General features: G+C 49.3%; 20 protein-coding genes. 12 read left to right on the top strand and 8 right to left on the bottom strand.

From position 1 onward, the window contains the following. Positions 1-30 precede the first annotated feature (30 nt). From EOE67_RS07965 to EOE67_RS07950, 4 genes are all read left to right on the top strand, one after another. Positions 31-1,050 (top strand): aldose epimerase family protein, encoded by a 1,020-nt coding sequence (locus EOE67_RS07965; protein ID WP_127698509.1) that lies wholly within the window; start codon positions 31-33, stop codon positions 1,048-1,050. 216 nt (positions 1,051-1,266) lie between these two features. Continuing rightward, entirely contained in the window at positions 1,267-1,503 is a 237-nt protein-coding gene (locus EOE67_RS07960; protein ID WP_127698507.1) for a galactosyldiacylglycerol synthase, read from the top strand. 223 nt (positions 1,504-1,726) lie between these two features. Continuing rightward, positions 1,727-1,945, top strand: a complete 219-nt coding sequence (locus EOE67_RS07955) for a type II toxin-antitoxin system Phd/YefM family antitoxin (protein ID WP_127698506.1) — start codon at positions 1,727-1,729, stop codon at positions 1,943-1,945. After that, positions 1,938-2,282 carry a type II toxin-antitoxin system RelE/ParE family toxin gene (locus EOE67_RS07950; protein ID WP_127698504.1) on the top strand — a complete coding sequence of 115 codons (345 nt, stop codon included), beginning with the start codon at positions 1,938-1,940 and terminating at the stop codon, positions 2,280-2,282. Before EOE67_RS07955 ends, EOE67_RS07950 begins: the two co-directional genes overlap by 8 nt. 212 nt (positions 2,283-2,494) lie before the next feature. Here EOE67_RS07950 and xylA read toward each other — a convergent pair whose 3' ends face one another. Both xylA and xylB read right to left on the bottom strand, forming a co-directional pair. Further along, positions 2,495-3,814, bottom strand: a complete 1,320-nt coding sequence (gene xylA / locus EOE67_RS07945) for a xylose isomerase (protein WP_127698503.1) — start codon at positions 3,812-3,814, stop codon at positions 2,495-2,497. 122 nt (positions 3,815-3,936) lie between these two features. Beyond that, positions 3,937-5,415, bottom strand: coding sequence for a xylulokinase (gene xylB, locus EOE67_RS07940; RefSeq protein ID WP_127698501.1), 1,479 nt, complete (start codon positions 5,413-5,415; stop codon positions 3,937-3,939). Between the two features lie 28 nt (positions 5,416-5,443). Here xylB and EOE67_RS07935 point away from each other — a divergent pair, with 28 nt between their 5' ends. Both EOE67_RS07935 and EOE67_RS07930 read left to right on the top strand, forming a co-directional pair. Continuing rightward, positions 5,444-5,659, top strand: coding sequence for a hypothetical protein (locus tag EOE67_RS07935; protein ID WP_127698499.1), 216 nt, complete (start codon positions 5,444-5,446; stop codon positions 5,657-5,659). A 132-nt stretch (positions 5,660-5,791) separates the two neighbouring features. Beyond that, the gene (locus EOE67_RS07930; protein ID WP_127698498.1) at positions 5,792-6,988 is read left to right on the top strand and encodes a XylR family transcriptional regulator; all 1,197 of its coding nucleotides are present in this window, start codon (positions 5,792-5,794) and stop codon (positions 6,986-6,988) included. 105 nt (positions 6,989-7,093) lie between these two features. Here EOE67_RS07930 and EOE67_RS07925 read toward each other — a convergent pair whose 3' ends face one another. The 4 genes from EOE67_RS07925 to uvrA form a co-directional block, all read right to left on the bottom strand. Continuing rightward, entirely contained in the window at positions 7,094-9,214 is a 2,121-nt protein-coding gene (locus tag EOE67_RS07925; RefSeq protein ID WP_127698496.1) for a hypothetical protein, read from the bottom strand. A 147-nt stretch (positions 9,215-9,361) separates the two neighbouring features. After that, on the bottom strand, positions 9,362-10,963 hold the full coding sequence (locus EOE67_RS07920; protein ID WP_240652746.1) for an HD domain-containing phosphohydrolase: 1,602 nt from the start codon (positions 10,961-10,963) through the stop codon (positions 9,362-9,364). Between the two features lie 94 nt (positions 10,964-11,057). Next, positions 11,058-11,366 carry a hypothetical protein gene (locus tag EOE67_RS07915; RefSeq protein ID WP_127698494.1) on the bottom strand — a complete coding sequence of 103 codons (309 nt, stop codon included), beginning with the start codon at positions 11,364-11,366 and terminating at the stop codon, positions 11,058-11,060. A 104-nt stretch (positions 11,367-11,470) separates the two neighbouring features. Beyond that, positions 11,471-14,308, bottom strand: coding sequence for an excinuclease ABC subunit UvrA (gene uvrA / locus EOE67_RS07910; RefSeq protein ID WP_127698493.1), 2,838 nt, complete (start codon positions 14,306-14,308; stop codon positions 11,471-11,473). A gap of 356 nt (positions 14,309-14,664) precedes the next feature. On the opposite strand from uvrA, the gene EOE67_RS07905 reads away from it, so the two are divergent. The 3 genes from EOE67_RS07905 (at position 14,665) to EOE67_RS20680 (ending at position 18,225) form a co-directional block, all read left to right on the top strand. Beyond that, positions 14,665-15,789 carry a GGDEF domain-containing protein gene (locus EOE67_RS07905; protein ID WP_127698492.1) on the top strand — a complete coding sequence of 375 codons (1,125 nt, stop codon included), beginning with the start codon at positions 14,665-14,667 and terminating at the stop codon, positions 15,787-15,789. A gap of 124 nt (positions 15,790-15,913) precedes the next feature. Next, positions 15,914-17,293, top strand: coding sequence for an MFS transporter (locus EOE67_RS07900; protein ID WP_127698491.1), 1,380 nt, complete (start codon positions 15,914-15,916; stop codon positions 17,291-17,293). A gap of 284 nt (positions 17,294-17,577) precedes the next feature. Next, positions 17,578-18,225: a single stranded DNA-binding domain-containing protein gene (locus tag EOE67_RS20680; RefSeq protein WP_206099525.1), complete on the top strand. Its 648-nt coding sequence runs from the start codon at positions 17,578-17,580 to the stop codon at positions 18,223-18,225. Between the two features lie 248 nt (positions 18,226-18,473). Here EOE67_RS20680 and EOE67_RS07890 read toward each other — a convergent pair whose 3' ends face one another. Both EOE67_RS07890 and EOE67_RS07885 read right to left on the bottom strand, forming a co-directional pair. Continuing rightward, positions 18,474-19,340: a porin family protein gene (locus tag EOE67_RS07890; RefSeq protein ID WP_127698490.1), complete on the bottom strand. Its 867-nt coding sequence runs from the start codon at positions 19,338-19,340 to the stop codon at positions 18,474-18,476. 1,803 nt (positions 19,341-21,143) lie between these two features. Continuing rightward, entirely contained in the window at positions 21,144-22,037 is an 894-nt protein-coding gene (locus EOE67_RS07885) for an AraC family transcriptional regulator (protein ID WP_164852255.1), read from the bottom strand. Positions 22,038-22,150: 113 nt separating this feature from the next. Between EOE67_RS07885 and EOE67_RS07880 the strand changes: the two genes are divergently transcribed. The 3 genes from EOE67_RS07880 (at position 22,151) to EOE67_RS07870 (ending at position 24,000) form a co-directional block, all read left to right on the top strand. Beyond that, a complete protein-coding gene (locus tag EOE67_RS07880; RefSeq protein WP_164852254.1) occupies positions 22,151-22,756 on the top strand; it encodes an acyloxyacyl hydrolase in 606 nt (201 codons plus the stop codon). Positions 22,757-22,777: 21 nt separating this feature from the next. Continuing rightward, positions 22,778-23,122, top strand: a complete 345-nt coding sequence (locus EOE67_RS07875) for a hypothetical protein (RefSeq protein ID WP_127698487.1) — start codon at positions 22,778-22,780, stop codon at positions 23,120-23,122. Positions 23,123-23,235: 113 nt separating this feature from the next. Further along, positions 23,236-24,000, top strand: coding sequence for a type 1 glutamine amidotransferase (locus tag EOE67_RS07870; RefSeq protein ID WP_127698486.1), 765 nt, complete (start codon positions 23,236-23,238; stop codon positions 23,998-24,000). The last annotated feature ends 4 nt before the right edge of the window (positions 24,001-24,004 follow it).

Here is a 24,004-nt window from a genome sequence, read left to right as displayed (position 1 = left end):
TCAGCCAGGCCAAAGCCCGGGAGCACATAGATGCAGCTATTTCAGTTACATAATCAGGCTGGTGACGAGCTGGTGATTTTAGCCCACGGCGCCACGATGCACCGTTGGTCGACACTGGTTGGCAACCAGCGGCGCGAACTGATTTTAAGCTACCCAGAGCCGCAGCAATACCGGCATGACCGCAGCTATCTGGGCGCGCTGGTCGGCCCTTATGCCAACCGCATTGGTCAGGGCAAAATCACCATCGATCAGCAGCAGTTCCAGCTACAACAAAATGAAGGCCCACATCATTTGCACGGCGGCGAACAGGGCTTGCAGCAGCAAGAGTGGACGCTACAGCAACTGCAAAGCAATGCAGTAGTACTGACTTGCGAACTGGCCGACGGCCATAACGGCTATCCCGGCCCCAGTCATTTTCAGGTGAGTTACCGGTTGTCGGAACCAACCTCCGTGACCAGGGCCGATGGCGTGGTGTTGCAACAAAGCTGTTTAACCGTGGAGCTACAAGCCAGCAGCAGCCGGCCGACGTTAATAGGCCCGACCTTACACCCCTATTTTAATCTGGCGGCGCCAGCGCAACCTGCAGCGACACCGGATGAGCACGTCAGTAACACGTCAGCCAAGTCCATCAATAACCATTTGCTGCAGCTGCACGCCGCATATTATGCCGAAGTCGACGCCCAGAATATTCCGACCGGCCAACTGCGCAAAGTCAGTGGCAGCGCTTATGATTTCTGTCAGCGCCAGGCGATTGGCGAGTTGCAGCTGGACCACAACTTTGTGGTGCACGGCAATCTGCAACAACAAACCGCCGAGCTCACCAGCCCCGACGGCCTGCTCACCCTCGGCGTCAGCTCCGATTATCCCGGCCTGCAAGTCTACACCGGCGACCACTTAAGCGGCGCCTTCCAACCCCGTCAGGGCATTTGCCTGGAGCCACAGTTTTTCCCGGATTCCCCCAACCAAAAATGTTTCCCATTCCAGTTCACCCGCCCGGATCAGCCCTTTAGTGCGAAGATTTGCTATTGGTTAAGCAAAGAGTCTCGATGATGGTGAAAGTTTTGGATCTCGATGCGGAGGTCAATGAGCATCCGCGAACAGCACCTTAAACGTCTGTCAGTGAACAGCCTGTAATTGAACTCCGGTTAAAATCAGTTTAATTTAGCGTTGCAAACTGGCAGCAAACCCACCTGATTGCCGGTATTTCCATCACCACCCTCTGTCGCAATAAACGGCAGAACATTCACCGACAAAAAAGGATGCTTTATGATTTCGTTAACACTCAAGGACACCGGCACTTATCTTGGCACTGTTGAAGAACGTGATTTACAAGTGCTGATTGACCAATTGGAAGAAGAACACAAAGCCGATACCGATTATTTTATCTGCCTGGATACTATTGATATGTTGGCTGAAAATGGCGGCTCCTCACATCTAATTAGCCTGTTACAACAAGCTGTTGGTGAGAGCGACGGTGTCGAGATTGCTTGGACAAAAGGCTAAATTACAGCTTGTTTCGGCGCTGTTTGATTCAACCAGTGCCCCATAAATTATCGCGCCAAATCCGAGTTGGTATGGCGCACGTCGACTTGCTGACTTCCAAAAAAGTCTGATCAAATCCTGCATCGAATGAGTCCCAACAACAAAAACCGTAGCTATCGCTGGAAATACCTAAATTGTTCTGCCAGACTGCAACAACCTGCAAAAAGACTTTTTAGAGGTGGCTATGCAAACCGAAACTATTACCTATTTGAAAGAGCATGCCAATACGCTGGAATTGCATGAAGAGCTGCTGATCACCAAAAATGGCAAACCAGCCTTTGTGGTGCAGTCGTACGACGATTACACCTTCGCTCAGGAAACGTTAGCCTTGCTGAAAATTCTGAAACTATCAGAAAAATCGCTGCAATCGGCTTCGTTAAGTCTGGAACAAGCCTTTGAGTAACCTTTATCACATTGTCGCTTCGCCGCTGTTTAAGCTTTCGTTGCAGCGGCTCAAAGCCTTTTTGACGACGGCTTTTGGTGAACCGCTGGCAACAGCAACGCTCACTGCCATCAAACAACAAATCAGCCAACAGTTGCCCGCACAACCGGAGCTGGCACCGATCAGTGAACGTTTACTAGCGCTTGGCATTCCCGACTACCGCCAATGGCAGCTCGATAAACACAATCTGTTGTTTTATCGGGTCAATGAAGCCGAGCAACGTATTGAATTATTGCTGGTGATGGATAGCCGGCAAAGCCTGCGCAAATTGCTGTTTGAGCTGAATTTGTTGTTTTGAAATATGTGCGATGGCGCTGCGCTTATCGCACCTACTTTGAAAATAACACTTTGTTTTGAATATAAAAATGTAGGTCGGATAAACGCGAAGCGTGCCATCCGACAGGTGTTCGGTTGGCACTTTAATCAACATCGATAAAAAAGCCCGGCAAGCCGGGCAACACAGGACAACGGGAGCGTAAAAAATCTTTAAGGACGCACTTAACTTTATCGTTAACGGAACAGCACCAGATTGACCTGATTTTCCAGCAGTTCCTGGCGGCCACTGACTGGTTTTGGACTGAATTGCTCGCGCTCGACTAACGCTGCCAGCGATTGCAACGAATGTTCACCACTTTGAATCGCCTGACCGAGTTTGTTGCTCCAGCCAGCGTAACGTTTCGCCACGGCTTCACCAAGGAAGTCTTTTTCCACCAGCATGGCCGCGCGTTTGAGCGCCATCGCTAAGTGATCCATACCGCCGATATGACCGTGGAATAAATCATTACGGTCGACACTTTGGCGGCGTAATTTGGCGTCGAAATTATAACCACCGGTCGAAAAACCACCGGCTTTCAGAATTTCGTACATCACCAGACTTAACTCTTCGACGCTGTTCGGGAATTGGTCGGTATCCCAGCCATTTTGCGCGTCGCCGCGGTTGGCATCGATACTGCCAAAAATGCCCAGCGAGATGGCGGTCGCCACTTCATGATGGAACGAGTGACCGGCCAACGTAGCGTGGTTGGCTTCGATATTGACCCGGAATTCGTTTTCCAGACCAAATTGTTTCAGGAAACCGTACACTGTCGCCGAGTCATAATCGTATTGATGTTTGGTTGGCTCTTGTGGTTTTGGCTCAATCAACAAGGCGCCTTTAAAGCCGATTTTATGCTTGTGCTCGACCACCATTTGCATAAACCGACCCAGCTGCGCCCGCTCCTGCCGTAAGTCAGTATTGAGCAAGCTTTCGTAACCTTCACGACCGCCCCACAACACATAATTCTCGCCGCCGAGTTTTTTAGTGGCGTTCATGGCGTGGAAAACCTGTGTCACGCCGTAGCTAAATACTTCCGGATCCGGGTTGGTCGCTGCGCCTGCCGCATAACGTGGATTGCTGAATAAATTGGCGGTGCCCCACAACAATTTAACGCCAGTTTCGGCTTGTTTTTGCTCCAGTACATCGACCATCGCCGCGAAATTGTTGATGTATTCTTTAATGCTGTTGCCTTCCGGCGCGACATCGATGTCGTGGAAACAATAATACGGAATGGTCAGTTTGCTGAAGAATTCAAAAGCGACATCCGCTTTGTGTTTCGCTTGCGTCATCGCATCGCCAGCTTCCAGCCATGGCCGGTTAAAGGTTGGCTGACCAAACACGTCTTGACCATTCCAACAGAAGTTGTGCCAGTAACAAGCGGCCATCCGCAAATGTTCGGCCATGGTTTTTCCGAGAATTTTTTCCTGCGCGTTGTAATGCTTAAACGCCAGCGGGTTACTGCTGTCGGCGCCTTCAAATGCGATTTTACTAACTTGATCAAAATACTGAGCCACACTGCTCTCCTTTTACCTGCGAATACCTACGACTGCTGTTGTAATCATGTTGGGCATTGCTGGCTTTAAGCACAATTATGTTTTTTCAGAGCAACCTTGTGCTTTTCGTCAGCGTTAACTCATCACACTGCAGGGAAATGCGGTTCCAGTGTCTGATACAGGGTTTTAAAGCGCTGATAGCGAGTAGCGAGCATGGCGTGGCGCTGTGGATCGGGCTGATGTTGGCTCACGACAGGCGGCGGCGGGCAAATCTCAGCAAGCGGCGTTTGTGGCTCTATCGCCAAACGCGCCAGCCGTGCGGCTCCCAGCGCAGGTCCTACTTCGCCGCCTTCGCGGAAAGTCAGCGTCAGGTTCAGCACATCCGCCAGCAATTGCCGCCAATACGCGCTTCTGGCACCACCGCCAATCAGGTTGATTTCAGTGGGTAATAAACCGGAATCATGCAAAGCTTCAGCGCCTTGCGCCAGCGCAAAACTGACGCCTTCCAGCACTGAATAGGTCAGCACAGGTCGATTGCTGTCATGCGTCAAACCAAACCAAACACCTTGCGCATTCGGGTTGTTATGCGGCGTGCGTTCGCCGGATAAATAGGGTAAAAACAGCGGCGCATTGGCGATATCGATGCTGTTGCTGGCACTCCTTGCTTCAAGTTCAGCCAGTAGATCGGCGACAGGTTGATGCGCCAGACTCTCGGCATACCATTGCAAACAACTTGCTGCGCTTAACGTCACCGCCATCAAATGCCAGGTGCTCGGCAAGGCGTGACAAAAACTGTGCACCGCCGATTGTGGGTTCGCTTTAAAACCGTCACTAACCGCAAAATACACACCGGAAGTGCCGAGCGATAACATCGCCTGACCCGGTTGGACGATACCGGCCCCCACCGCGCCTGCCGCATTGTCTCCGCCACCGGCGATGATCGGCAGCTGGTTTGGTAATCCCCAGCGGCTGGCTAATTCGGGCAGTAACACGCCAGTGATTTGATTACCTTCATAAAGTTTCGGCATCTGCGCGCGGCTTAAACCACAAGCTGCGAGCATTTTGTCGCTCCAATCGCGTTTGGCGACATCCAGCCATAAAGTACCGGCCGAATCAGACAGGTCCGACGCAAAATCGCCGCTTAAGCAAAAACGTAAATAATCTTTAGGTAAAAGCACTTTTGCGACCCGCGCAAAATTGGCCGGTTCTTGCTGCTGCAACCAGAGTAATTTTGGCGCGGTAAAACCCGGCATCGCGAGATTACCGGTAATTTCGGGCAATTCTGGCACTGCGGCAGTCAGTTGCTGACACTGTAAAAAGGAGCGACCGTCATTCCATAACATGGCTGGCCTAATCACCTGATTGGCGGCATCAAGCAAAGTAGCACCGTGCATTTGACCGGCCAAACCTATAGCCAGCACGCCTTGCAGCGACTGGTGCGCACGAAGCTGATCGAGACATTGCTGTAATCCTTGCCACCAATTTTCGGGGTTTTGTTCCGACCATAAAGCCAAAGGGCGACTGACCACCAGCGACGCCGAGGCACTGTCCAGCACCTTGCCATTTTGGCCAAGGAGGATGACTTTGATGCCCGAAGTTCCTAAATCGATACCTAAATACATAATGCGCCAGCGCTCTGAAGGGTAAAAAGTGGCTCAATCTTTGGTGAGCAAGGGGTTAGCAGCAATTACGAAAATTCATAATTCTGTGCTGTTTTATGTTTTCTGGTATCCGAAATTTTCCGCGCGGTCTAAGATGGAATTGATTAAAAAAAGGGCTATTGCTGGTTGGGGTGTGTTTATTGAGCGCCTGGATCAGCAAAAGACCCACACAATAAAAATAATAAACCCAAAATCATTGGTGTAGCAGGTTGGCCACGGTGGACGCCGCGGCAAATACGTGACCCCCTCACGAGCATAGTGAACTATGCGCTTGGAGTGAGTGAACACGGCAACCCCCTGCAACTTCAAGGATGAAGGGTAAACACAGGGTGACGACATGTTTAAGGCAAAACACAGCATAACGCTGCTCTTTAACGCAAATAAAGTTTATGACCGGCAGGTCATTGAAGGTATTGGCCATTATCTGCAGTCTTCCAAAGTCGATTGGGACTTGTATCTGGAAGAAGATTTGTTATGTCGGCTGGAGCATATTCATGAATGGGGTGGCGATGGCATTATCGCTGACTTCGACGACATGAATATCCAGCGGGCATTGGCCGGTTCGAATAAACCGGTGGTTGGCGTTGGCGGCTCGTACACCAAAGCTGAAGATTACCCGGCGGTACCTTATGTGGCGACCGATAACTTCGCGTTGGTGCAGGCCGCTTATGAACATCTGAAGCGTAAAGGGCTGGACCGATTTGCCTTTTACAGCGTGCCGAGCGATGAGCAACATCGATGGGCCAGTGAACGCGAAAGTGCCGTGCGCAAACTGACCGCGCAAGACGGTTACGAGTGTCAGGTTTATCAAGGGCATTGTACCCGCCCCGAAACCTGGCAATATGCGATGAACCGGTTAACCGACTGGATCCAAAGCCTACCCAAACCGATTGGCATTATTGCCGTCACCGATTCCCGTGCCCGCCACTTACTGCAAGCTTGTGAACATGTTGGCATTGTGGTGCCGGATAATATCGCCATTATCGGCATCGACGATGATGACATTGCCCGCTATTTAAGCCGCATCAGCTTAAGTTCAGTGACCCAAGGTTGTTTCGAAATGGGTTATAAAGCGGCCAAGCTGCTGCATATGCAACTGAACAATATTGATGTTGGCAATAAACGTATTCTGGTGCCGCCGGTTGGCGTGGCATCCCGCCAGTCCACCGACTTTAAAGCCTTACGCGACCCTTATGTGATCCAGGCGATGCACTATATCCGCCGTAACGCTTCGCGCGGCGCCAAGGTCGAACAGGTGACTGATTTTGTAGGGATTTCACGTTCGAACCTCGAACAAAGGTTTCGCGCCGAACGGGGCCATTCCATTCACACCGAGCTGCATAACCAGAAACTAGTGCGGGCTTGTAAGATGTTGGTCGACACTCAAGTCAATCCAACGGAAATTGCCAATATCTGTGGTTATCCATCACTGCAATATATGTATGCGGTGTTCAAACGCCATTTTGGTCAAACACCGAAAGAATATCGCGAGGGTCGCGGCACAGTTTTTAACCAAGTGGCGATGAACGAATAATTGCTGGGTGGGTGGGTGGGTGGGTGAGTGGGTCTTCGTCGCCATCCGGCGTACTGCCGCTGCCGCGGCGAGTACGCCCTACACAAATAACTTACTTTGAATAACTTATAGCCACTGCGCCAATAAGCCCTGCCGCCATAACACCCAGGCTGTCACCAGGATCACCAGTAGAATAAACCATAAACCGGCATTACTTTTTTCTTCATAAGGGTCGGTTAAAGTCCGTTTTGAGCCTTTTGGCAATATCGCCAATGCCGTCAATTTGGTACCAAATTTAATACTGAGTTTGGCATTGGTATTAATCGCCCAGCCGTTAGCATCGAGTAGCGGTGCCAGATTGCGCGCGCGCAGTTTAAACCAGGCCAGCAGCATCGAAGGTCCGGAAATAAAGAAAATAATCCCGACCAGCGCCAGCGGCATTTGCCACCATACCAGACCCAGGAAGCCTGTCACCACCGCAGCCAAAGCGGTGCCAATAGCGCCAATGGCTAAGCCGATGGCCGCAAAAATACCCGCAAATTTTGCTACATCAAAGGGTGCAGGCGCCGCAGGTTTGGCGGCTGGAGTTTCAGCAATTTTCGCTGCTCCACCGACCCCGGCAGCACTTTTGGCTTCAATGTCTTTATCTTTAGCCGCGGCAAATTTCTGGATTTGATCAGAAATCATCCGGCCAAGCCGCTGATAAGGTGTGAAAAACGCTTCGCGGATACTGATCGGGTTGGTGACAATTTGGGTCACGGTCGCATCCCAGTCTTGCCCCGTTGGATCATAAAACACGCCGTTACGGCCAACCATCAAATTGCCAGCATCACCTGCGGTCATCGACGCCACAATCGATTTTTTCTCGCCGGTCGCACTTCGCACACAATCAACATATAACAAATAAATGCCACTTAAACCGGCCAGTTTGGCGTGTTTAGCAGCGTCATTGACGTTTAGGCATAAATCGCAGCTGCGACCATCCAGATACAAGCGGCCATTTTGGAAAATGGCTGGCTTTTCCAGGCTGTAGAAAATTTCGAAGTTGACAAAATTGCGCAGTAAATCACGCAAATACCGCTGATAACGCACTAACTTGTCGACATCCAGCACCGATTCCGCTTCGGCCTGCTGCGAAATATCCTGCGCCATCAGCGTATAGGCTTGCTGTAACGTTGCCTCATTCAGGCAAGCGGCCAGGACCTCTGGCTCCAGCGTGCTGGCTTTGGTGGCAGGCTGCGCCGCTTTCCATTCGGCGTAGGGTTGCAGCACATCTTTGAGCTGCTGCCAGTCTTTGGCGTTGATGCTGGTTTTTGCCGGCCAAATAGCAGCGGCAAGTTCAGCCAAACGGCTCAGTACTTTTGCCCAATGTGGGTGCACGCCTTTTTCCAGCGGCAAAGTGCCCTCGGCGCTGATATGTGCCAGCGGTAAATAGCTGGTGTCTAAGGTGGCTTGTGACAATAACTGCCGCGACAACGCCGCATAATCTTCGATTGCGCCATTGAGCGGCACTGCGGCACTGGCGTCGTAAGCTGCCAGCTGACAACGGGTGAAATAGTCAGTGACTTTAGCGTCCAGTGCGCTCAGCAGTTGAAAGGCTTCATCGGTGCCACTGCCAAATACCGTGCTGATATCGGTGCCGCTTTGTTGCCAGTCGGTAAAAGCCTTACCGTCGGCAACAAAATTCTCAAGCTGTTCTTGATTGATGCCCAGCACACCGCTGCGATCAACACTGGAGATTTCCAGTGCCAATAAGGTAGTGATCAAATGCTTCAGTTCAGGACTGCTGGCGAGCTCTTCGGTAATAATGCCATCGCCGTTTAACTGATGCGCCGGGAAAATCTGCGCCATATCAGCGGTGTCAGCCACAGTGAGTGAGCTTGCATCGGCTTTACCAAGGTTCTGTAAAATGCGTTTGGCCGATGCCAGCAGTTTTTGGCCATCTTCGGTACTGGTGTTGATGGCGCTTAATGGCAGTTCGTCACCACTGAGCAGTACTTGCGGCTGTTGCAGCGCCGACAACGCCCAGGCCACCGCTGTTTTCACTTCATCAATCCGCACCCGGCCGTCGTTGTCGGTGTCGAGATAACTCATGGTGCGGGCATCAAATTCCAGCCCTTTGACCGGGCAACTCAGCGCCGCCCACAGTTTTGGGTCGAGCTCGTTTAAATGTTGCCAGTCTGCAATTTGATCAAGCCGAACCTGATCAAAACCGCCGGAACGAAAAAAGCGCCATTGGTGTGCCATGTAATTTTCCTTATTTCCAAAGCTGGAGCGAACTTTTGGGGTCAGAGCTATGTGCTGATCCCAAATGATTGATCCCAAATGATAGAAGACTAATATTTCATGCTTTGTAGCGGCCAGCAAGTCGTAAGCACTTGCATTGGTGGTTCATTATTGCCAGCCTGGGATGGTGTTAAAGTCGACATCATCGATTTGCTCCGTTCCCAGGAATTCTTCGGCAAATTGCAAATAGACCTTTTTGTCGATAAACACCCGGAATAAATCGACGTCAATATGCTGATCCTGCGCCATAAAACCCAAAATCCGCAGCGATTCGGATAAAGTTTTGGCTTTTTTGTAGGGCCGATCGTTGGCTGTCAGTGCTTCAAAAATATCGGCAATCGCCATAATGCGCGCCTGCACCGACATCTGCTCTTTTTTCAGGCCACGTGGATAACCGGTACCGTCCATTTTTTCATGGTGCCCCCCGGCATATTCCGGCACGTTGCGCAGATGTTTGGGGAACGGCAACGATTCCAGCATATCGATGGTCACTTCAATATGGCGGTTGATAATGCGGCGCTCTTCGTTATTTAAGGTGCCGCGCTCAACACACATATTGGTGACTTCATCAGCCGTCAGCACTGACTGCGTCACACCGCCGATGCTGATTTGATAACGATCGGCAATCTCACGCACCCGTTTTTGCAATTCCCACGACATAAATTCGCCGCCGATATTGCTGCTGCGTAAAAAGCTTAAGTCCAGTCGAAGTTGTTCTAATTGCTGGGCTTTGCTGGCTGCGTCCAGCTGTGGGTTCAATTCAATATCACGAGCGGCGATTTCAAAACGCGCGGCGACTAACGCAATATTGTCATGCAAACCATGCAGTTTGGTGGCTTTATCCATCACATATTCCGGCGTGGCGATTTTGCCGCAATCATGCAACCAGCCCGCCACCGACAATTCGTGCACGTCGGCCGGCGTCATCTGAAAAACGGCCAGCGGCCCTTCGGTGGTCGCACTACAGGCTTCTGCCAGCATCATGGTCAGTGCCGGCACACGTCGGCAATGGCCACCGGTATAAGGCGATTTTTCATCAATCGCCTGGGCCAATAACCGCGATAATGCTTCAAACAGATTCTCCAGATCGCGCACCAGTTGCTTGTTGGTGATCACCATCGCCGCCAAAGACGCCAGCGCCAGCACTTGGCGCTGTACTTCGGGCGGGAAAGGTTGCGGCAGTCCGGCATCATCCAGGCAGTTAATCAGTTGCAACACACCGGTCACGTCAGCCTGATGGTCTAATAGGGGAACTGTTAGCATCGATTGGGTGCGATAACCCATTTGCTGGTCAAAATCACGGGCTTTTTGCTGATTAACCAAAGGGCTGGTGTATACATCGTCGATGGCAATCGGTTGTTGTTGGTTCGCCGCCATGGCCACCACCGCACTGTCATTCGGTTTGCCATCGATGAGAAGAGGAATAGGCGCTTGTGCTGGACTTTCACCGGAAGTACCGCCCTGATGTAAATCCAGCCGATGATTAATTAAAGTGGCGAATTCCAGTTGCTGGCCGTTGCAGCGGTAAATGGTGCCGCCTTCCGCTTTACTGATGTGCTGGGCACTTTGCAGAATTTGTTCTAATAACTGGGTTTGATCAGTCTGCCGCGCGAGCGCCAGGCCAATGGTGACAAAATGTTCTAATTGCCCGATGTTCTGCTCGGTATTTTGCTCAGCATTTGGCGTAATACCTTGTTCAATAGTTGCCACGTTTTGCCACCCAAATCCAACATTCAGCTATGGCTTTGAGTATAGTCAGAGTTTTTCCGTTGGGGTCAGCGGACTTCCTTCATGTCGAACCGTGCTAATCCTCCGGCCCCATACAAGTAAACACCAGATGTTTGCGCATATCCTTGAGGATCACACCTTTTTTCAGCATCAAACCACTGAAGCGTTTTTGCCACACCAGCAGCTGAGGTTGAGCGGCAGCAAGGGCTTCTTCGGTCGCAAACTGCAGTCGCACCAATAATGAGATTGGGAAAGCTTCATACTCCAGACTGAACCAACCTTGCACTGCGCCAGGCAGTTCGGCGATGGCTTGTTGTTCCAGTGCTTCGACCGCTGCGAGTACCGCAGCTTGTTGTTTTAGTTGGACGGCTGAGAGTTTTTTCATAAGAGTTCAGTATGTTAGTTATTCATATAGGTCTATCGATATGGGGAAGCGCTTATTGTTCCGTGAAAAACGTCAACAATGAGCGCTGCCCCCATATTATCAAATTACTTCGCCAACAACGGCTTCATATATTGGCCGGTGTAAGATTTTTCGCAGGCGGCCACTTGCTCTGGCGTGCCGGCGATCAGAATTTCGCCGCCACCGTTGCCACCTTCCGGGCCTAAATCGACCACCCAATCGGCGGTTTTCACCACGTCGAGGTTGTGCTCAATGACCACTATGGTATTGCCGGCGTCACGCAACTTATGCAGCACGTTGAGTAGCTGCTGGATATCATAAAAGTGCAGGCCGGTGGTTGGTTCGTCGAGAATATACAGGGTTTTACCGGTGTCGCGTTTTGAGAGTTCACGCGCTAGTTTCACCCGTTGTGCTTCGCCGCCAGACAAGGTGGTCGCCGACTGACCCAGCCGGATGTACGTTAAACCAACGTCCATCAAGGTTTTGAGTTTGCGGGCAATCGCCGGGATCGCTTCAAAGTAGCCATAAGCATCTTCGACCGTCATCTCCAGCACTTCATGAATATTCTTGCCTTTGTATTTCACTTCCAATGTTTCACGGTTGTAGCGTTTGCCTTTGCACACGTCACAAGGCACATACACATCCGGCAGAAAATGCATTTCGACTTTGATCACGCCATCGCCCTGACAAGCTTCACAGCGGCCACCTTTGACGTTAAAGCTAAAACGCCCAACCTGATAACCACGCGAACGTGCTTCCTGGGTCCCTGCGAATAAATCACGCACCGCAGTGAAAATACCGGTGTAAGTGGCCGGGTTGGAACGTGGGGTGCGACCGATTGGGCTTTGATCAATATCAACGCATTTATCAAAGTGCTCCAACCCTTCAATCGCCCGATGCGGTGCCGGGTCATCGCCTTCGCCTTTGTTTAATACTTTACGCGCCACCCGAAACAGCGTGTCGTTAATCAGTGTTGATTTGCCCGAGCCTGAAACACCGGTAATACAGGTCATGACACCAAAAGGAATGGTTAAATCGACGTTTTTCAGGTTGTTACCCGTCGCACCAAGCACTTTCAGTTCTTTGCCTTTTTTACCGACATGGCGTTTGTCCGGAATGGCAATTTTGCGTTTGCCGGATAAATACTGGCCGGTCAATGAATCTTCGGCCGCTTCGATATCGGCCAGCGTACCTTGCGCCACCACATAACCACCGTGCACACCGGCGCCAGGGCCAATGTCGATAATATGGTCGGCTAAACGCACCGCGTCTTCGTCGTGTTCGACCACTATCACCGTGTTACCGAGATTACGCAGGTGCGTTAAGGTACCAAGTAAACGGTCGTTGTCACGTTGGTGCAGGCCAATTGAAGGTTCGTCCAGCACGTACATCACGCCAACTAAACCAGCGCCGATTTGACTGGCAAGCCGAATACGCTGTGCTTCACCACCCGATAAGGTTTCAGCGCTGCGGGATAAATTCAGGTAATTCAGGCCAACGTTGACCAAAAACATCAGCCGGTCCTGAATTTCTTTCAGGATTTTTTCAGCAATTTGCGCGCGCTGACCGGTCAGGCTGAGTTTGGTGAAATACTGGTGACAATCGCCAATCGACAGCTCGACAATTTGCGGCAAGGTGGTTTTGCCAATAAACACATGGCGCGCTTCTTCGCGTAAGCGCGAACCGTCACAAACCGGACAACATTGGCTGGCCAGATATTTGGATAGTTCTTCGCGCACCGCGTTCGATTCAGTGTCGTGATAGCGCCGCTCCATATTTGGCAAAATACCTTCAAATGGATGCTTTCTAAGAACGATATCACCACGATCGTTCAGGTATTTAAACTCAATTTCTTTACGGCCACTGCCGCTTAAAATGGCTTGTTGATGCTCTTTTTTCAGACTGTTAAAAGGCACATCAACGTCAAAACCATAATGCTCGGCGAGTGACTTTAACATCTGAAAATAATAAAAATTGCGTTTATCCCAGCCGCGAATAGCACCGGCGGATAAGCTGAGATCGGAGCTGACAATGACTTTATTGGCGTCGAAATATTGCTTCACGCCAAGACCATCACAAGCCTGACAGGCACCGGCTGGGTTATTAAAGGAAAACAGTCGAGGCTCGAGTTCGGCCATTGAATAACCGCAGGTCGGACAGGCAAAGTTGGCAGAGAAAATCAGCTCGTCCGTACTTTGGCCTGGTTCTACATCCATCGGCGCTACTTTGGCGATGCCACCGGACAGTTCCAGCGCGGTTTCAAAACTTTCGGCGAGGCGCTGCTTAATATCGTCACGGACTTTAATCCGGTCGATGACCACTTCAATGGTGTGTTTTTTATGTAAATCGAGTTTTGGCGGATCAGACAAATCGCAAATTTCGCCGTTAATGCGGGCGCGGATATAGCCTTGCGCAGCCAGGGTTTCCAACGTTTTAACGTGTTCGCCTTTACGCTCTTGCACCACTGGCGCCAGCACCATCAGTTTGGTGCCTTCGGGGAAAGCCACTACTTTGTCGACCATCTCGCTGATGGTTTGCGCCGCTAAAGGTAGATCGTGGGTCGGGCAACGTGGCTCGCCAACGCGGGCGAATAATAAGCGTAAATAATCATAAATTTCGGTGATGGTCCCGACCGTTGAACGCGGGTTATGCGAAGTAGATTTCTGCTCAATCGAAATTGCCGGCGATAAACCTTCGATATGGTCAACATCCGGTTTTTCCATCAGACTTAAAAACTGCCGCGCATAGGCCGACAAAGATTCGACATAACGGCGCTGACCTTCTGCGTACAGCGTATCAAACGCCAATGACGACTTGCCGGAGCCGGACAAACCGGTGATCACAATCAGTTTGTCGCGCGGAATTTGCAGCGAAATGTTTTTTAAGTTGTGGGTACGGGCACCACGGATATCAATTTTGTCCATAACAGTCTCTATGGCCTGACTGGGCAGGCTGACGGAACAACAGGCGGCTGGTGCCGTTTCGATTGAATGAGTTAAAAGTGCGAACAGCCAGTATGACAGCAGCGCGCGGTCAGATCAGTGGTGGAGGCGGTTTATTTACCAAACGCCGTGCATCAGCACCACTTACAAACACTGTATATAAACACATGCAATTTGGCAAGGTGGAGTTTGCGTTGCTACCATCATCAGCTACCTTCATCAAAATCTGGACCGATTTCAATGACGAACCGGACGTCGCATAGGGTACTACCTTTGGTTGCGTTCATGACGGCACAGGACTAATCTGAGTTTATCCGCCGATTTTCTGTCCGGCCCTGATGACTGCAGAACAAATTTATAGTTTAGGGATGTCCCAAATTGGTGTGGTTTTTTTCCTCGCCAGTTTTCGTATTCATTTGCAGGTCCAACACCGGCAAAGCTTGTTATTGCTACAGTTATTATTCTTTTTTGATTCCCTCAGCTGGTTATTTTATGTCTGGCAAGATCAACCGCTGACGCTGTTTTTATCCTGTGTGACCTCTTGTATCAACGTCTGGCTGGTATTGGCCTTTGCAATGCGCCGCGCAGGCTCAACGGTAAAGTGGCCATTGATCATCTGCGGTATGCTGCTCCATGCCGGTTATTACAGCTATTTTGCCATTCAAGGCATGCAAGCTTATGTTTTACATGGCCAAACACTGTTTAGTACCTTAGCCATCGCTCCAGTCTGCTGGTTATTCTGGTTTAAAAAACAGCCACGGACTTTTTCCGATCAACTCTACGTTGGCGCGATGCTGGTGTGGTTGCTGGTCTGCGGCAGTCGCTCGGTGTTGTTGCTATTTGCACCAGAATGGCTGTTCTCCAGCTTGTTGGTAACACAAGTGATTTGGCCCGGCGTGATGGTGGCTTACGGCATTTTTGCCATTACCAGTTATATGGAAGAAACCGAATTAAAACTAAAAGGTGAGGCGCTGCACGACCCGCTCACCGGCTTGCTGAATCGGCGTGGCATGCTGGAATCTATCCGCGCTTGTTTGTCGTATTTACAGCGTAAACAACAGCATGCCGCGCTGTTGATGATCGACTTAGATTTCTTCAAAAAAATTAACGATGCACATGGCCATGATGTCGGTGATTTGGTGTTGGTCGAAGTGGCCGATGCCTTAGCGCTGCAACTGCGCGAAAGTGATGTATTGGCGCGCTTTGGTGGGGAAGAGTTTTTACTGTTTTTGCCACAAACCTCAACCGAACAGGCGAAATTGGTGGCAGAGCGGTTATTAGCTGCAGTCAACGCCTTGCAACTGGCCGTGCTGGCACAAAGTGCGCAAAAGCTGTCGATCAGTATCGGCATCGCCAATTTTGGCCCGGATTACGACTTCGCCAGCCAGCTGAAACGCGCCGACCAGGCTTTGTACCGGGCTAAGGATTTGGGGCGTTGCCGGATTGAAATCGCTTCGGAGTGAATCGACGGGCAACATACCTGCGGCGAAACTGCTGTGCTACAATGCCGCCCTTTGTCGTCGGCCGAACTCTGGGGTCTCAAGCTAATATCCAGAGCTAACGGCGTGTTCATTTCGAGAATCATTGATGCAACATTTAACAGCTCTGGAACGGCGCACCGCCATCTCGTTGGCGCTGGTGTTTGCTTTTCGGATGTTAGGTTTATTTATGCTGATCCCGGTGTTTGCCATTTATGGCAAAGACTTGGTTGGCTTTTCACCGTTATGGATTGGTCTGGCGATTGGCGCTTATGGTCTGACGCAGGCGATTTTGCAAATTCCGATGGGCTGGTTGTCAGACCGTTGGGGCCGGCACCAGGTGATGTTACTAGGCCTGACGTTGTTTGCGGTCGGTTCGGTGGTTTCGGCACTGGCCGATTCGGTTTATATGGTGACTTTTGGCCGCGTGCTGCAGGGTATGGGCGCCATTTCCGGCGCCGTACTGGCACTGGCCGCTGATTTAACCCGCGAAGAACAAAGGCCCAAAGTGATGGCCGTGATCGGCATGACCATCGGTCTGTCGTTTGCGGTGGCCATGGTCGCAGGCCCTTTGATTGCTGAAGCCGCAGGGCTTGCCGGCATTTTCTGGTTTACTGCTGTGCTGGCGGTGACCGGGGTGTTGATTGTCACCTTTTTAGTGCCAAAAGCAGTGAACCAGGCGCGCGATAGCGAAGCTTTGGCCAAACCGGGATTTTTAATTGATTTATTCAAACATCGGCAATTATTGCAACTCAACGCCGGTGTGCTGATTTTGCACTTACTGCTGACCGCCATTTTTGTGGTACTGCCACAGCAACTGATTGATCTGCATCTTGAATCGCCACAGCATTGGCAGGTGTATTTACCGGTTTTGGTGGCAGCTTTTGTATTGATGGTGCCGTTGATGATCCTGGCGATGCGCCGTCAGCAAGAAAAAAGTTACTTTTTATTCGCGATTGGCTTGCTGATTGTAAGTTTGTTGTTAATGATTAATGGCCAGCAGCTCAGCTGGACCATCGCCGGTTTGTTGCTATTTTTTGTCGGTTTTAACTATTTAGAAGCCAGCATGCCAGCATTGGTTTCACGTATTGCACCGGCTGGTCAAAAAGGCACTGCCATGGGTATTTACGCCAGTGCGCAGTTTTTCGGCGCTTTCCTCGGCGGCGTGATTGGTGGCAGTATTGCCGGTTATTATGGGCTGGTAATGGTATTTGCCGTAGCTGCCGGAATTGGTTTACTATGGCTGATTATTGCCAGAACCATGCAAGTGCCGGCACGGGCGCAACGCTTGTCCTTTGCAGTAATGGTGCCCAATGACCAGACGGCCAGGCATTATGCAGAGTTACTCAGTCAGTTAGACGGTGTGCAGGAAGCCACGGTGGTGGTGGCCGAACAACGTTGTTATTTAAAGGTCGCCCACGGCGCATTTAATCTGCAGCAGGCGCAGGATTTACTGGCGACCGGCGTGGTCCCGGCAGCGAATGTCTAACGCCTTTTGGCATGTAGTTTCGGTATATTTGCAAGATATTCAAAGTAATATCGTTGAAACGACTTTGCAGTTAGTTCAACTTTCATAGATACAATGTGGTGGTTCGCTCCTGACTCATATTTACATCAGGTTAACGTTCCCAGGAAAATTTACACACTGAACAGCTGCGGCTGGCGATTGCGCGCTGGTGCAACCACCGGCGACGACAACAAGCGGGCACATCCCGTCGACGAAGGCACAGCGGCAGCAAGTTTCAGTTCAATTCACAACAAGGTAGAGCAGCAATGGCAACAACGGTAACCGGCAAATTAAACAAAGCCGCATCACAATTTCAGGCAGGCGAGTCCACTGGTTTTGGTTTGCGTTTAGGTGTGAAGTACTACGACCGCGAAAGTAAAACCGAACAATGGTGTAACTATGAAGCCGTGGTGTTTGCCAAAGCGCCGGCGCAAATTCAGTTTTATCAGCAAGCGCTGGTTGAAGGTGCCATTATCGAAGTTTCTGGTGACAAGCAGCGTATCCGTCAATTCCAGGGCGCAAACGGTTTAAACCTGTCGATTGAAATCCTCGATGCCCGTTTAGGTGCTGTGTTCTCACCACAACCTGGTGCGATGCAAGGTCAGGCTCGTCCACAACAAGCGCCACAGCAAAGCTACAACCAGCCAGCCGCACCGCAGGCTTACAATCAAGCACCACCACAACCGACTTATAACCAGGCTCCGGCGCCACAGGCTTACAACCAACAGCCAGCGCAACCAGTCTATAACCAGGCTCCGCCTCAACCGGCTTACAACCAACAACCAGCTCAGCCAGCCTACAATCAGGCACCAGCGCAGCAAGGTTTTAACCAGCCAGCGCAAGGTGGTTTTGGTCAACAAAACCGCGCACCAATGGAACCGTCAATTGATTTTGATGACGATATTCCGTTCTAGCCACCATATATTTAAAAACTGTAAATTAAAATCCTCTGAAGCCCTACATCTGTGGGGCTTGTTCGTTTATGAGCTTGAAAAAAATCGTAGTGGCTTTGGCATGAAATCATCCTGACATCAAAAACGTGAAGCTTTAAGTTCGGTTGCAAAAATATTAATGTAAATGTTTGTCGATAAATTGATGGGTGGCCTGAAATTATCAGAGGGGATGGCTCCCTATATGTTTGAATTATTTGGAACCATCCGTTTTAAAAGCGTGCAATCATGCCAACAAAAGCACCTTTAAATTCAAGATCGGTATATAAACTGTTTAAATTTTCGAATTCCATTTTCACGACGCGATAGCCAAAGTTCACATTAAAATCCATCATTTTAATCCTCATCAGATCGTAACTTAAGCCAACTTGATAGTCTGAAAGTGTATGGTCACTTAGTAATAAAAAATCAGCTTTAGCAAATACACTTAAATGATTTAACGGCAAGCTAATGTTGGTGGCAACATACAACAAAGGGTTAATTTCGTCTGTTTTTATCTTGCCACTAGAAATTGTAGTATTTCCTGTATTTGGACAAGGATAATTATGAGGAGGGATAGGATTAATATCAGGATCATGACAATTTTCATCAGAACTTTTTGTTACCCCAGTCACAGTGACATCACCATTCAAATCTCTAGCGGTTACACCCAACTCAAATGAAAATTCCTCGTTATCAAACAATTCATAATAGAAGGTGTAATCGACATAACGAACGTTAAAACTGGTATCAACGTTACCACCAATAGGAAAGGTCTTATCGTCGAAATAAAACTTTTGCGTTAAAGTAGTTTTACCTGAGGTATCAAGTGTGGTATTTGAAATACGTGCGTTAGGGAGAAAAGAAATAGGGTGTTTAACGTCAATAAAGTATTTAATTTGCTGTTTTTTATTTAAATTAAAATCAATGAGCGTATTTTCTTCACCAAAAATACCACTTGGTTCACTTTGCCAAATTTGAGTACCCAGATATAAACCAACATCATCACTTGATTTTGGATTATAAGTGAATTGTGCCGTAGCTGGGGCGGTAAAAGTAAGAAGTGCTGCAAGAGTTGCTGCATAAGCTGTTTTTATCATCTGTTACTATCCTTATTTACGAATCAGGGTGAAAACGTAAGTGTTTGTTTTTATCCACATTATTTAAAAACAGACTCGCTAACGTAAAAGACAAAGCTAAATGCTCCTGCACGGTTCACAAAACATGCAAATATCCGTTGGAATTCGTTTAAAAAACGTTCGTGATCTTGCCCTGACTTACGAATGGCTATGCACCATGTTTTAAACATTCACGTCACTTGTATAACCAAAAGAGATCAAAAACGAGCCATTAATACATCGTAACTCATACTCCAATTCAAGTTAAGAAAAACCAAGCAATTAATCATTAACCTTACACGGCTACTGAGAGATACCCCAAAATTTTTTAGTAAAACAAATGCTTATGCTGTAACAAAACACTCATTGCAGCTCCTGATCTTTCGCTAAAACTAAACCTAACCGCGGAGATCTGCCATAAACGTTCAAACTATGAACGCCGAATTTTGTCTCTTGTCACGCCTTAATCCTTTCACAAAAAGACGCATGGCGTCAGTTTGTACCTCTCATTCAAGCCCGTTACAAAACGGCCAGCTTACCGTCACTACAAGTGGCTGTGGTGCGGTAAAACGATGAGCGTGCTGCGGAGATAGCTTAGGCTTGGATAAAAAACGAGCGTTCATGCGATTGCCCTGATTTTTTCTGTCGATGACTGAGCCTAAGGAGAGTGCTTACAAACCCATCACTTTCTGTTGACACTAAATTTAACCTGTGCTTTTATTCCTCTTGCAGGGAGCACTCTATGTTACATTTTAGTAACTCATTATTGTAATTGAAAAATCATACATAACCCTATTTATGATTTTTGCACCCTGCCAATTTATCACTTTATTAACAATGGATTATTAATAATGAAGAAAATATACGCTTTGCTCCCGTTAGTCTTCACAACATTTGTTTCTACATCTGCTTTAGCCGGTACCTGCACTATAAATCTTGTGAGAGAGGATGGAAATTTTGTGCCTAGTGACTACGGGCCTGGCGGTAGGGTTACATACAATGTAAGCATACCCTATACAGATGCATATTATCCTAATCAGTGGACCAGTAGCCAACCCAAACCCAGAGTCTCCTTAAAGAATTGTATTACGCATCAAAGCGCACCATCTAACGCAACAATAAAGTCAGTTAGTTTCAGTTATACATTTCATCAAGCGGTACTCGTTGCCGACTATCAAATAATGGTGGGTTTTTTGGGATCATTGGCATCACAAAACCAATTTGAATACCCAATGAAGCGGGGCGGTGGTATTCGTAGTGGATCAGGCATTCCGCTGACTGGAAGCAACGTTTATACTTCCCCCGCAGGGAGACTCTTAAGTGAAGTAGATCTGGAGCTAATGGCGCGAGTGACCAATCCCGCAATTACCGCTGATTGCAATGAGTTTATTGCAAGAGATAAGTGCTTCACTAAAAACACTCGGTTAACAAATTTTAAGGCAGTTATTACATGGTAAAAATACCGTCTTGATAACTAATAAGGATACTCAGGGTTAATTGAAAAACCTCTTAACTAAGGTTAAACAACCAATATAGTTGAGAGGTTTTTTTGTTGTAGTTTATGCCGAAAAACCACAAAGAAACCCAATGTTGACGGTGGTTTTAACGTTATATTCTTCGGAAAGGTTAGTACTTCCCTTCTAATGAGTACGTTTTTTAGTCTTAGTTCACGATAAAAAACCTCTGATTTCAGGTTTTTTTTTGGTTAAAGCAAAATGCCACAACGGAAATAAAATTGCTGAACACCAGTGAACCTGAGCTCTGGATCATGAGTGCCTAGCCGCATCAAGCCGCATGCGAACTCATACCATGCAACCACTCTTTTGGGGTTTGGCCAAACCGGCTGCGAAAGACCCGGTGAAAGGCTGCGACGCTTTGGTAGCCGACTGCTGGCGCTACTTGTTTCAGCGAATCGCCGGCCAGTAGCTGCTTGCGGGCGAGGGTGAGTCGCCACTGGGTCAGATAATCGTTGGGGGTGCAACCCACCACTTTCCGGAAATGTTCGGCGAATCTGGCGCGGGACATGCCGGCTTCTTGCGCCATTTGTTCTAAATCCCAGTCCAGTTGTGGCTGTTTGTGCAAGGCGTTAAACACCAGCGCTAACTTGCGATCGGCCAAACCAGCCATCAGCCCGGATTGTGGTGGATTGTCACTTAGAATATGCCGCAGCAATAAAATAAGCAGGTATTCGGTTAGGCGGTTGACCGCTGCTTCCCGGCCACAGTACATGGCGGTGTTCTCGCGCCAGATCATTTGGATCAGTTCGCGTAACGAGCTACAGGCAGAAAGCGGAATGACTTTAATGGCTGGTAATGCCGTCAGAATAGGATTGCCAGCGACCTGTCCGGCATCGATCGTCGCGCAATACAGCTGCAGACTGTCGGGCTCAACACTCTTAAAGCTATGGGCATCGCCTCTTGGGATATAAATTAAACAAGGTTCGACAATAGCTATCTCTTGTTGATCCAGCAAGATACTGCCGCTGCCACTTTCGACCAGATGCAAATAAGATTGGTCGCCTTTTGGGCAAAACGAGGATTGATCGCAACTTTTGCCATGAAAATGCAGGGCTGCTTTGGGCGAAAAATGCGCTAGCAGCGGCGTGAGTCGGTCGACATGCGGCTGCGTTGACGACGGTTCAATCGAGCACCCTGAGGTTTTGTCTAGTACCCCGTTCATCGCTCCTCCTCTTGGAAATTTGGCACGCTCTGCAATAATTTTGGCACTAAATGTTGCCATTAGTTCCAGATAATAGCACTCCAACGCATCATTGCAATCAATTGGAGTATAAAATGCCGGTTTTTACGCCTCCCAACTCATGGCTTTCGCGCAAACCTTTGCAGCAATACCTGCTCGCCATCGTGTTGCTTGCCGGGGTGCAGCAACCGCTGCTCGCTGCGCCGCAGGACAGCATGGCCACGCAACCCCGTCATCAGCTGCATGTCGCTTATGTACAGGGCGAAGGTGATGTGCAAGGGCTGAAAGTTGCGGTGCAGCGTGAGTCAGCATTTTTTACTCAGTATCTGCAGGATCATGGATTCGCGGGCACGGTAAGTTTTGAAATGAGCGCCAACTTCTGGCGCTTTGGTCCTGAAAACGACACCGACCAGAATCTGGTGCTAGCCGTGTCGCCGGTACTGACCTTCTCGCTGGGTAAAGTCTTTGAGAAAGAGCTGCTGGTTGAGTTTGGCATTGGCGTGTCCTTGCTCGACGATACCACTTTCGCTGGCAAAAACGTCAGTACCCACTATCAGTTTGAAGACCGCCTGGGGCTGATTTATCGGCTGAGTCACGAAGACTCCATCAGTTTACGGTATCTGCATTATTCCAACGCCGGTTTCAAAAAACCGAATCCGGGCCTCGATTTTATCGCGCTTGGCTACAGCCGGGCTTTCTGAACCTTTCCACAGGAGCGCATGATGAAACAACTTTATCTGATATTGCTGCTGATGACGCTCAGCATCCCGTTCAGCAGTGCTCAACAATCGCTGGTGGTGAAACAGCATTCGGCGACCGACAATATCGCCATCATGCTGCTGCAGATTGATCAGGTGTTAGCCAAAGGGCAGACTGCAAAGCTCCCGGTGTCCTGGGTTGCAGCAGAAGACGAATGGCAAAAGTTATTTGAAGATGCCGCCACACCAGGTTTGAACAAAACCTACAATCAGCTGCAGGTCAGCTACTTAGTGTTCCGGCAAAACCATGATGTCAGCATGTTGCGACAAGACATTGCAGCTGCCCTCGAAGCACTTGGCTATCAATGATCTGCACACAGCTAGAAAATTACGATCCCTTTATTCACCCCACCATTAATTTTACGGCGTTTTTGCAGCGACTTTTTCTATCATAGGGATGTGTTTATCACCCGGACATTCCTATGTTGAGTCAGCTAAAACCAATCGCTATTTGTCAGCACGATGCCACGCAAGGCCCCGCTTATTTACAAACATTCCTGGATGTATGGCAGTTTCCTTATCAGATATTTGCTATCGATCAGGGGGAAGCGCCGCCGATCGGTAGCAAAGATTACAGCGCTTTGGTGCTGCTGGGGTCAAATGCCAGTGTCAATGATTCGCACCGGTGGATTAAGCAGGAAGAAATCCTGGTACAGGATGCATTAAACCGGCATCGACCGATCCTCGGCCATTGTTTTGGCGGACAGCTATTGGCGAAAGTATTAGGAGCGCAAGTTCGACCCAATGCAGTGCCGCAAATTGGTTGGGATCCGGTGCGGGTGACGGCGTTTGCTGAAGCGCGACAATGGTTTGGGGTGCAGCAGGAGCTGCAGCTGTTCCACTGGCATTTCGAAACCTTTCAGATCCCAAGAGGCGCCAAGCGATTGTTGTTTGGCAGTTATTGCCTGAACAAAGCATTTTCGTTCGGCCCGCATCTGGGGTTACAGTCGCATCTTGAAGTCACCGCAGCAAGCGTCAAAGCCTGGTGTCAGCAAGACCGGCAAACCTTGTTACAGCACCAACATCTTCATTCAGTGCAAACTGAAGCCAATATTTTGCACAACTTGCCGACGAAAGTGGCGGCCTTGCATCAAGCCGCCAATTACACCTACCGACAATGGTTGCAACAAATTCCGGATTTCCGGGTTGGTCTGTTGCATGAGCCTATGCCGGCATATTCTTTATAAAACG

The sequence above is a fragment of the Rheinheimera riviphila genome (assembly GCF_004005945.1).
Classification (GTDB): domain Bacteria; phylum Pseudomonadota; class Gammaproteobacteria; order Enterobacterales; family Alteromonadaceae; genus Pararheinheimera; species Pararheinheimera riviphila.
This window is presented reverse-complemented; position numbering and strand designations above follow the sequence as displayed.

What these genes read in the sequence shown, in the direction of transcription:
- EOE67_RS07965 (WP_127698509.1), top strand. Translation starts at nt 31, where the DNA reads ATGCAGCTATTTCAGTTACATAATCAGGCTGGTGACGAGCTGGTGATT.
- EOE67_RS07960 (WP_127698507.1), top strand. Translation starts at nt 1,267, where the DNA reads ATGATTTCGTTAACACTCAAGGACACCGGCACTTATCTTGGCACTGTT.
- EOE67_RS07955 (WP_127698506.1), top strand. Translation starts at nt 1,727, where the DNA reads ATGCAAACCGAAACTATTACCTATTTGAAAGAGCATGCCAATACGCTG.
- xylB (WP_127698501.1), bottom strand. Translation starts at nt 5,415, where the DNA reads ATGTATTTAGGTATCGATTTAGGAACTTCGGGCATCAAAGTCATCCTC.
- EOE67_RS07930 (WP_127698498.1), top strand. Translation starts at nt 5,792, where the DNA reads ATGTTTAAGGCAAAACACAGCATAACGCTGCTCTTTAACGCAAATAAA.
- EOE67_RS07925 (WP_127698496.1), bottom strand. Translation starts at nt 9,214, where the DNA reads ATGGCACACCAATGGCGCTTTTTTCGTTCCGGCGGTTTTGATCAGGTT.
- EOE67_RS07915 (WP_127698494.1), bottom strand. Translation starts at nt 11,366, where the DNA reads ATGAAAAAACTCTCAGCCGTCCAACTAAAACAACAAGCTGCGGTACTC.
- uvrA (WP_127698493.1), bottom strand. Translation starts at nt 14,308, where the DNA reads ATGGACAAAATTGATATCCGTGGTGCCCGTACCCACAACTTAAAAAAC.
- EOE67_RS07905 (WP_127698492.1), top strand. Translation starts at nt 14,665, where the DNA reads ATGACTGCAGAACAAATTTATAGTTTAGGGATGTCCCAAATTGGTGTG.
- EOE67_RS07900 (WP_127698491.1), top strand. Translation starts at nt 15,914, where the DNA reads ATGCAACATTTAACAGCTCTGGAACGGCGCACCGCCATCTCGTTGGCG.
- EOE67_RS20680 (WP_206099525.1), top strand. Translation starts at nt 17,578, where the DNA reads ATGGCAACAACGGTAACCGGCAAATTAAACAAAGCCGCATCACAATTT.
- EOE67_RS07890 (WP_127698490.1), bottom strand. Translation starts at nt 19,340, where the DNA reads ATGATAAAAACAGCTTATGCAGCAACTCTTGCAGCACTTCTTACTTTT.
- EOE67_RS07885 (WP_164852255.1), bottom strand. Translation starts at nt 22,037, where the DNA reads ATGAACGGGGTACTAGACAAAACCTCAGGGTGCTCGATTGAACCGTCG.
- EOE67_RS07880 (WP_164852254.1), top strand. Translation starts at nt 22,151, where the DNA reads ATGCCGGTTTTTACGCCTCCCAACTCATGGCTTTCGCGCAAACCTTTG.
- EOE67_RS07875 (WP_127698487.1), top strand. Translation starts at nt 22,778, where the DNA reads ATGAAACAACTTTATCTGATATTGCTGCTGATGACGCTCAGCATCCCG.
- EOE67_RS07870 (WP_127698486.1), top strand. Translation starts at nt 23,236, where the DNA reads ATGTTGAGTCAGCTAAAACCAATCGCTATTTGTCAGCACGATGCCACG.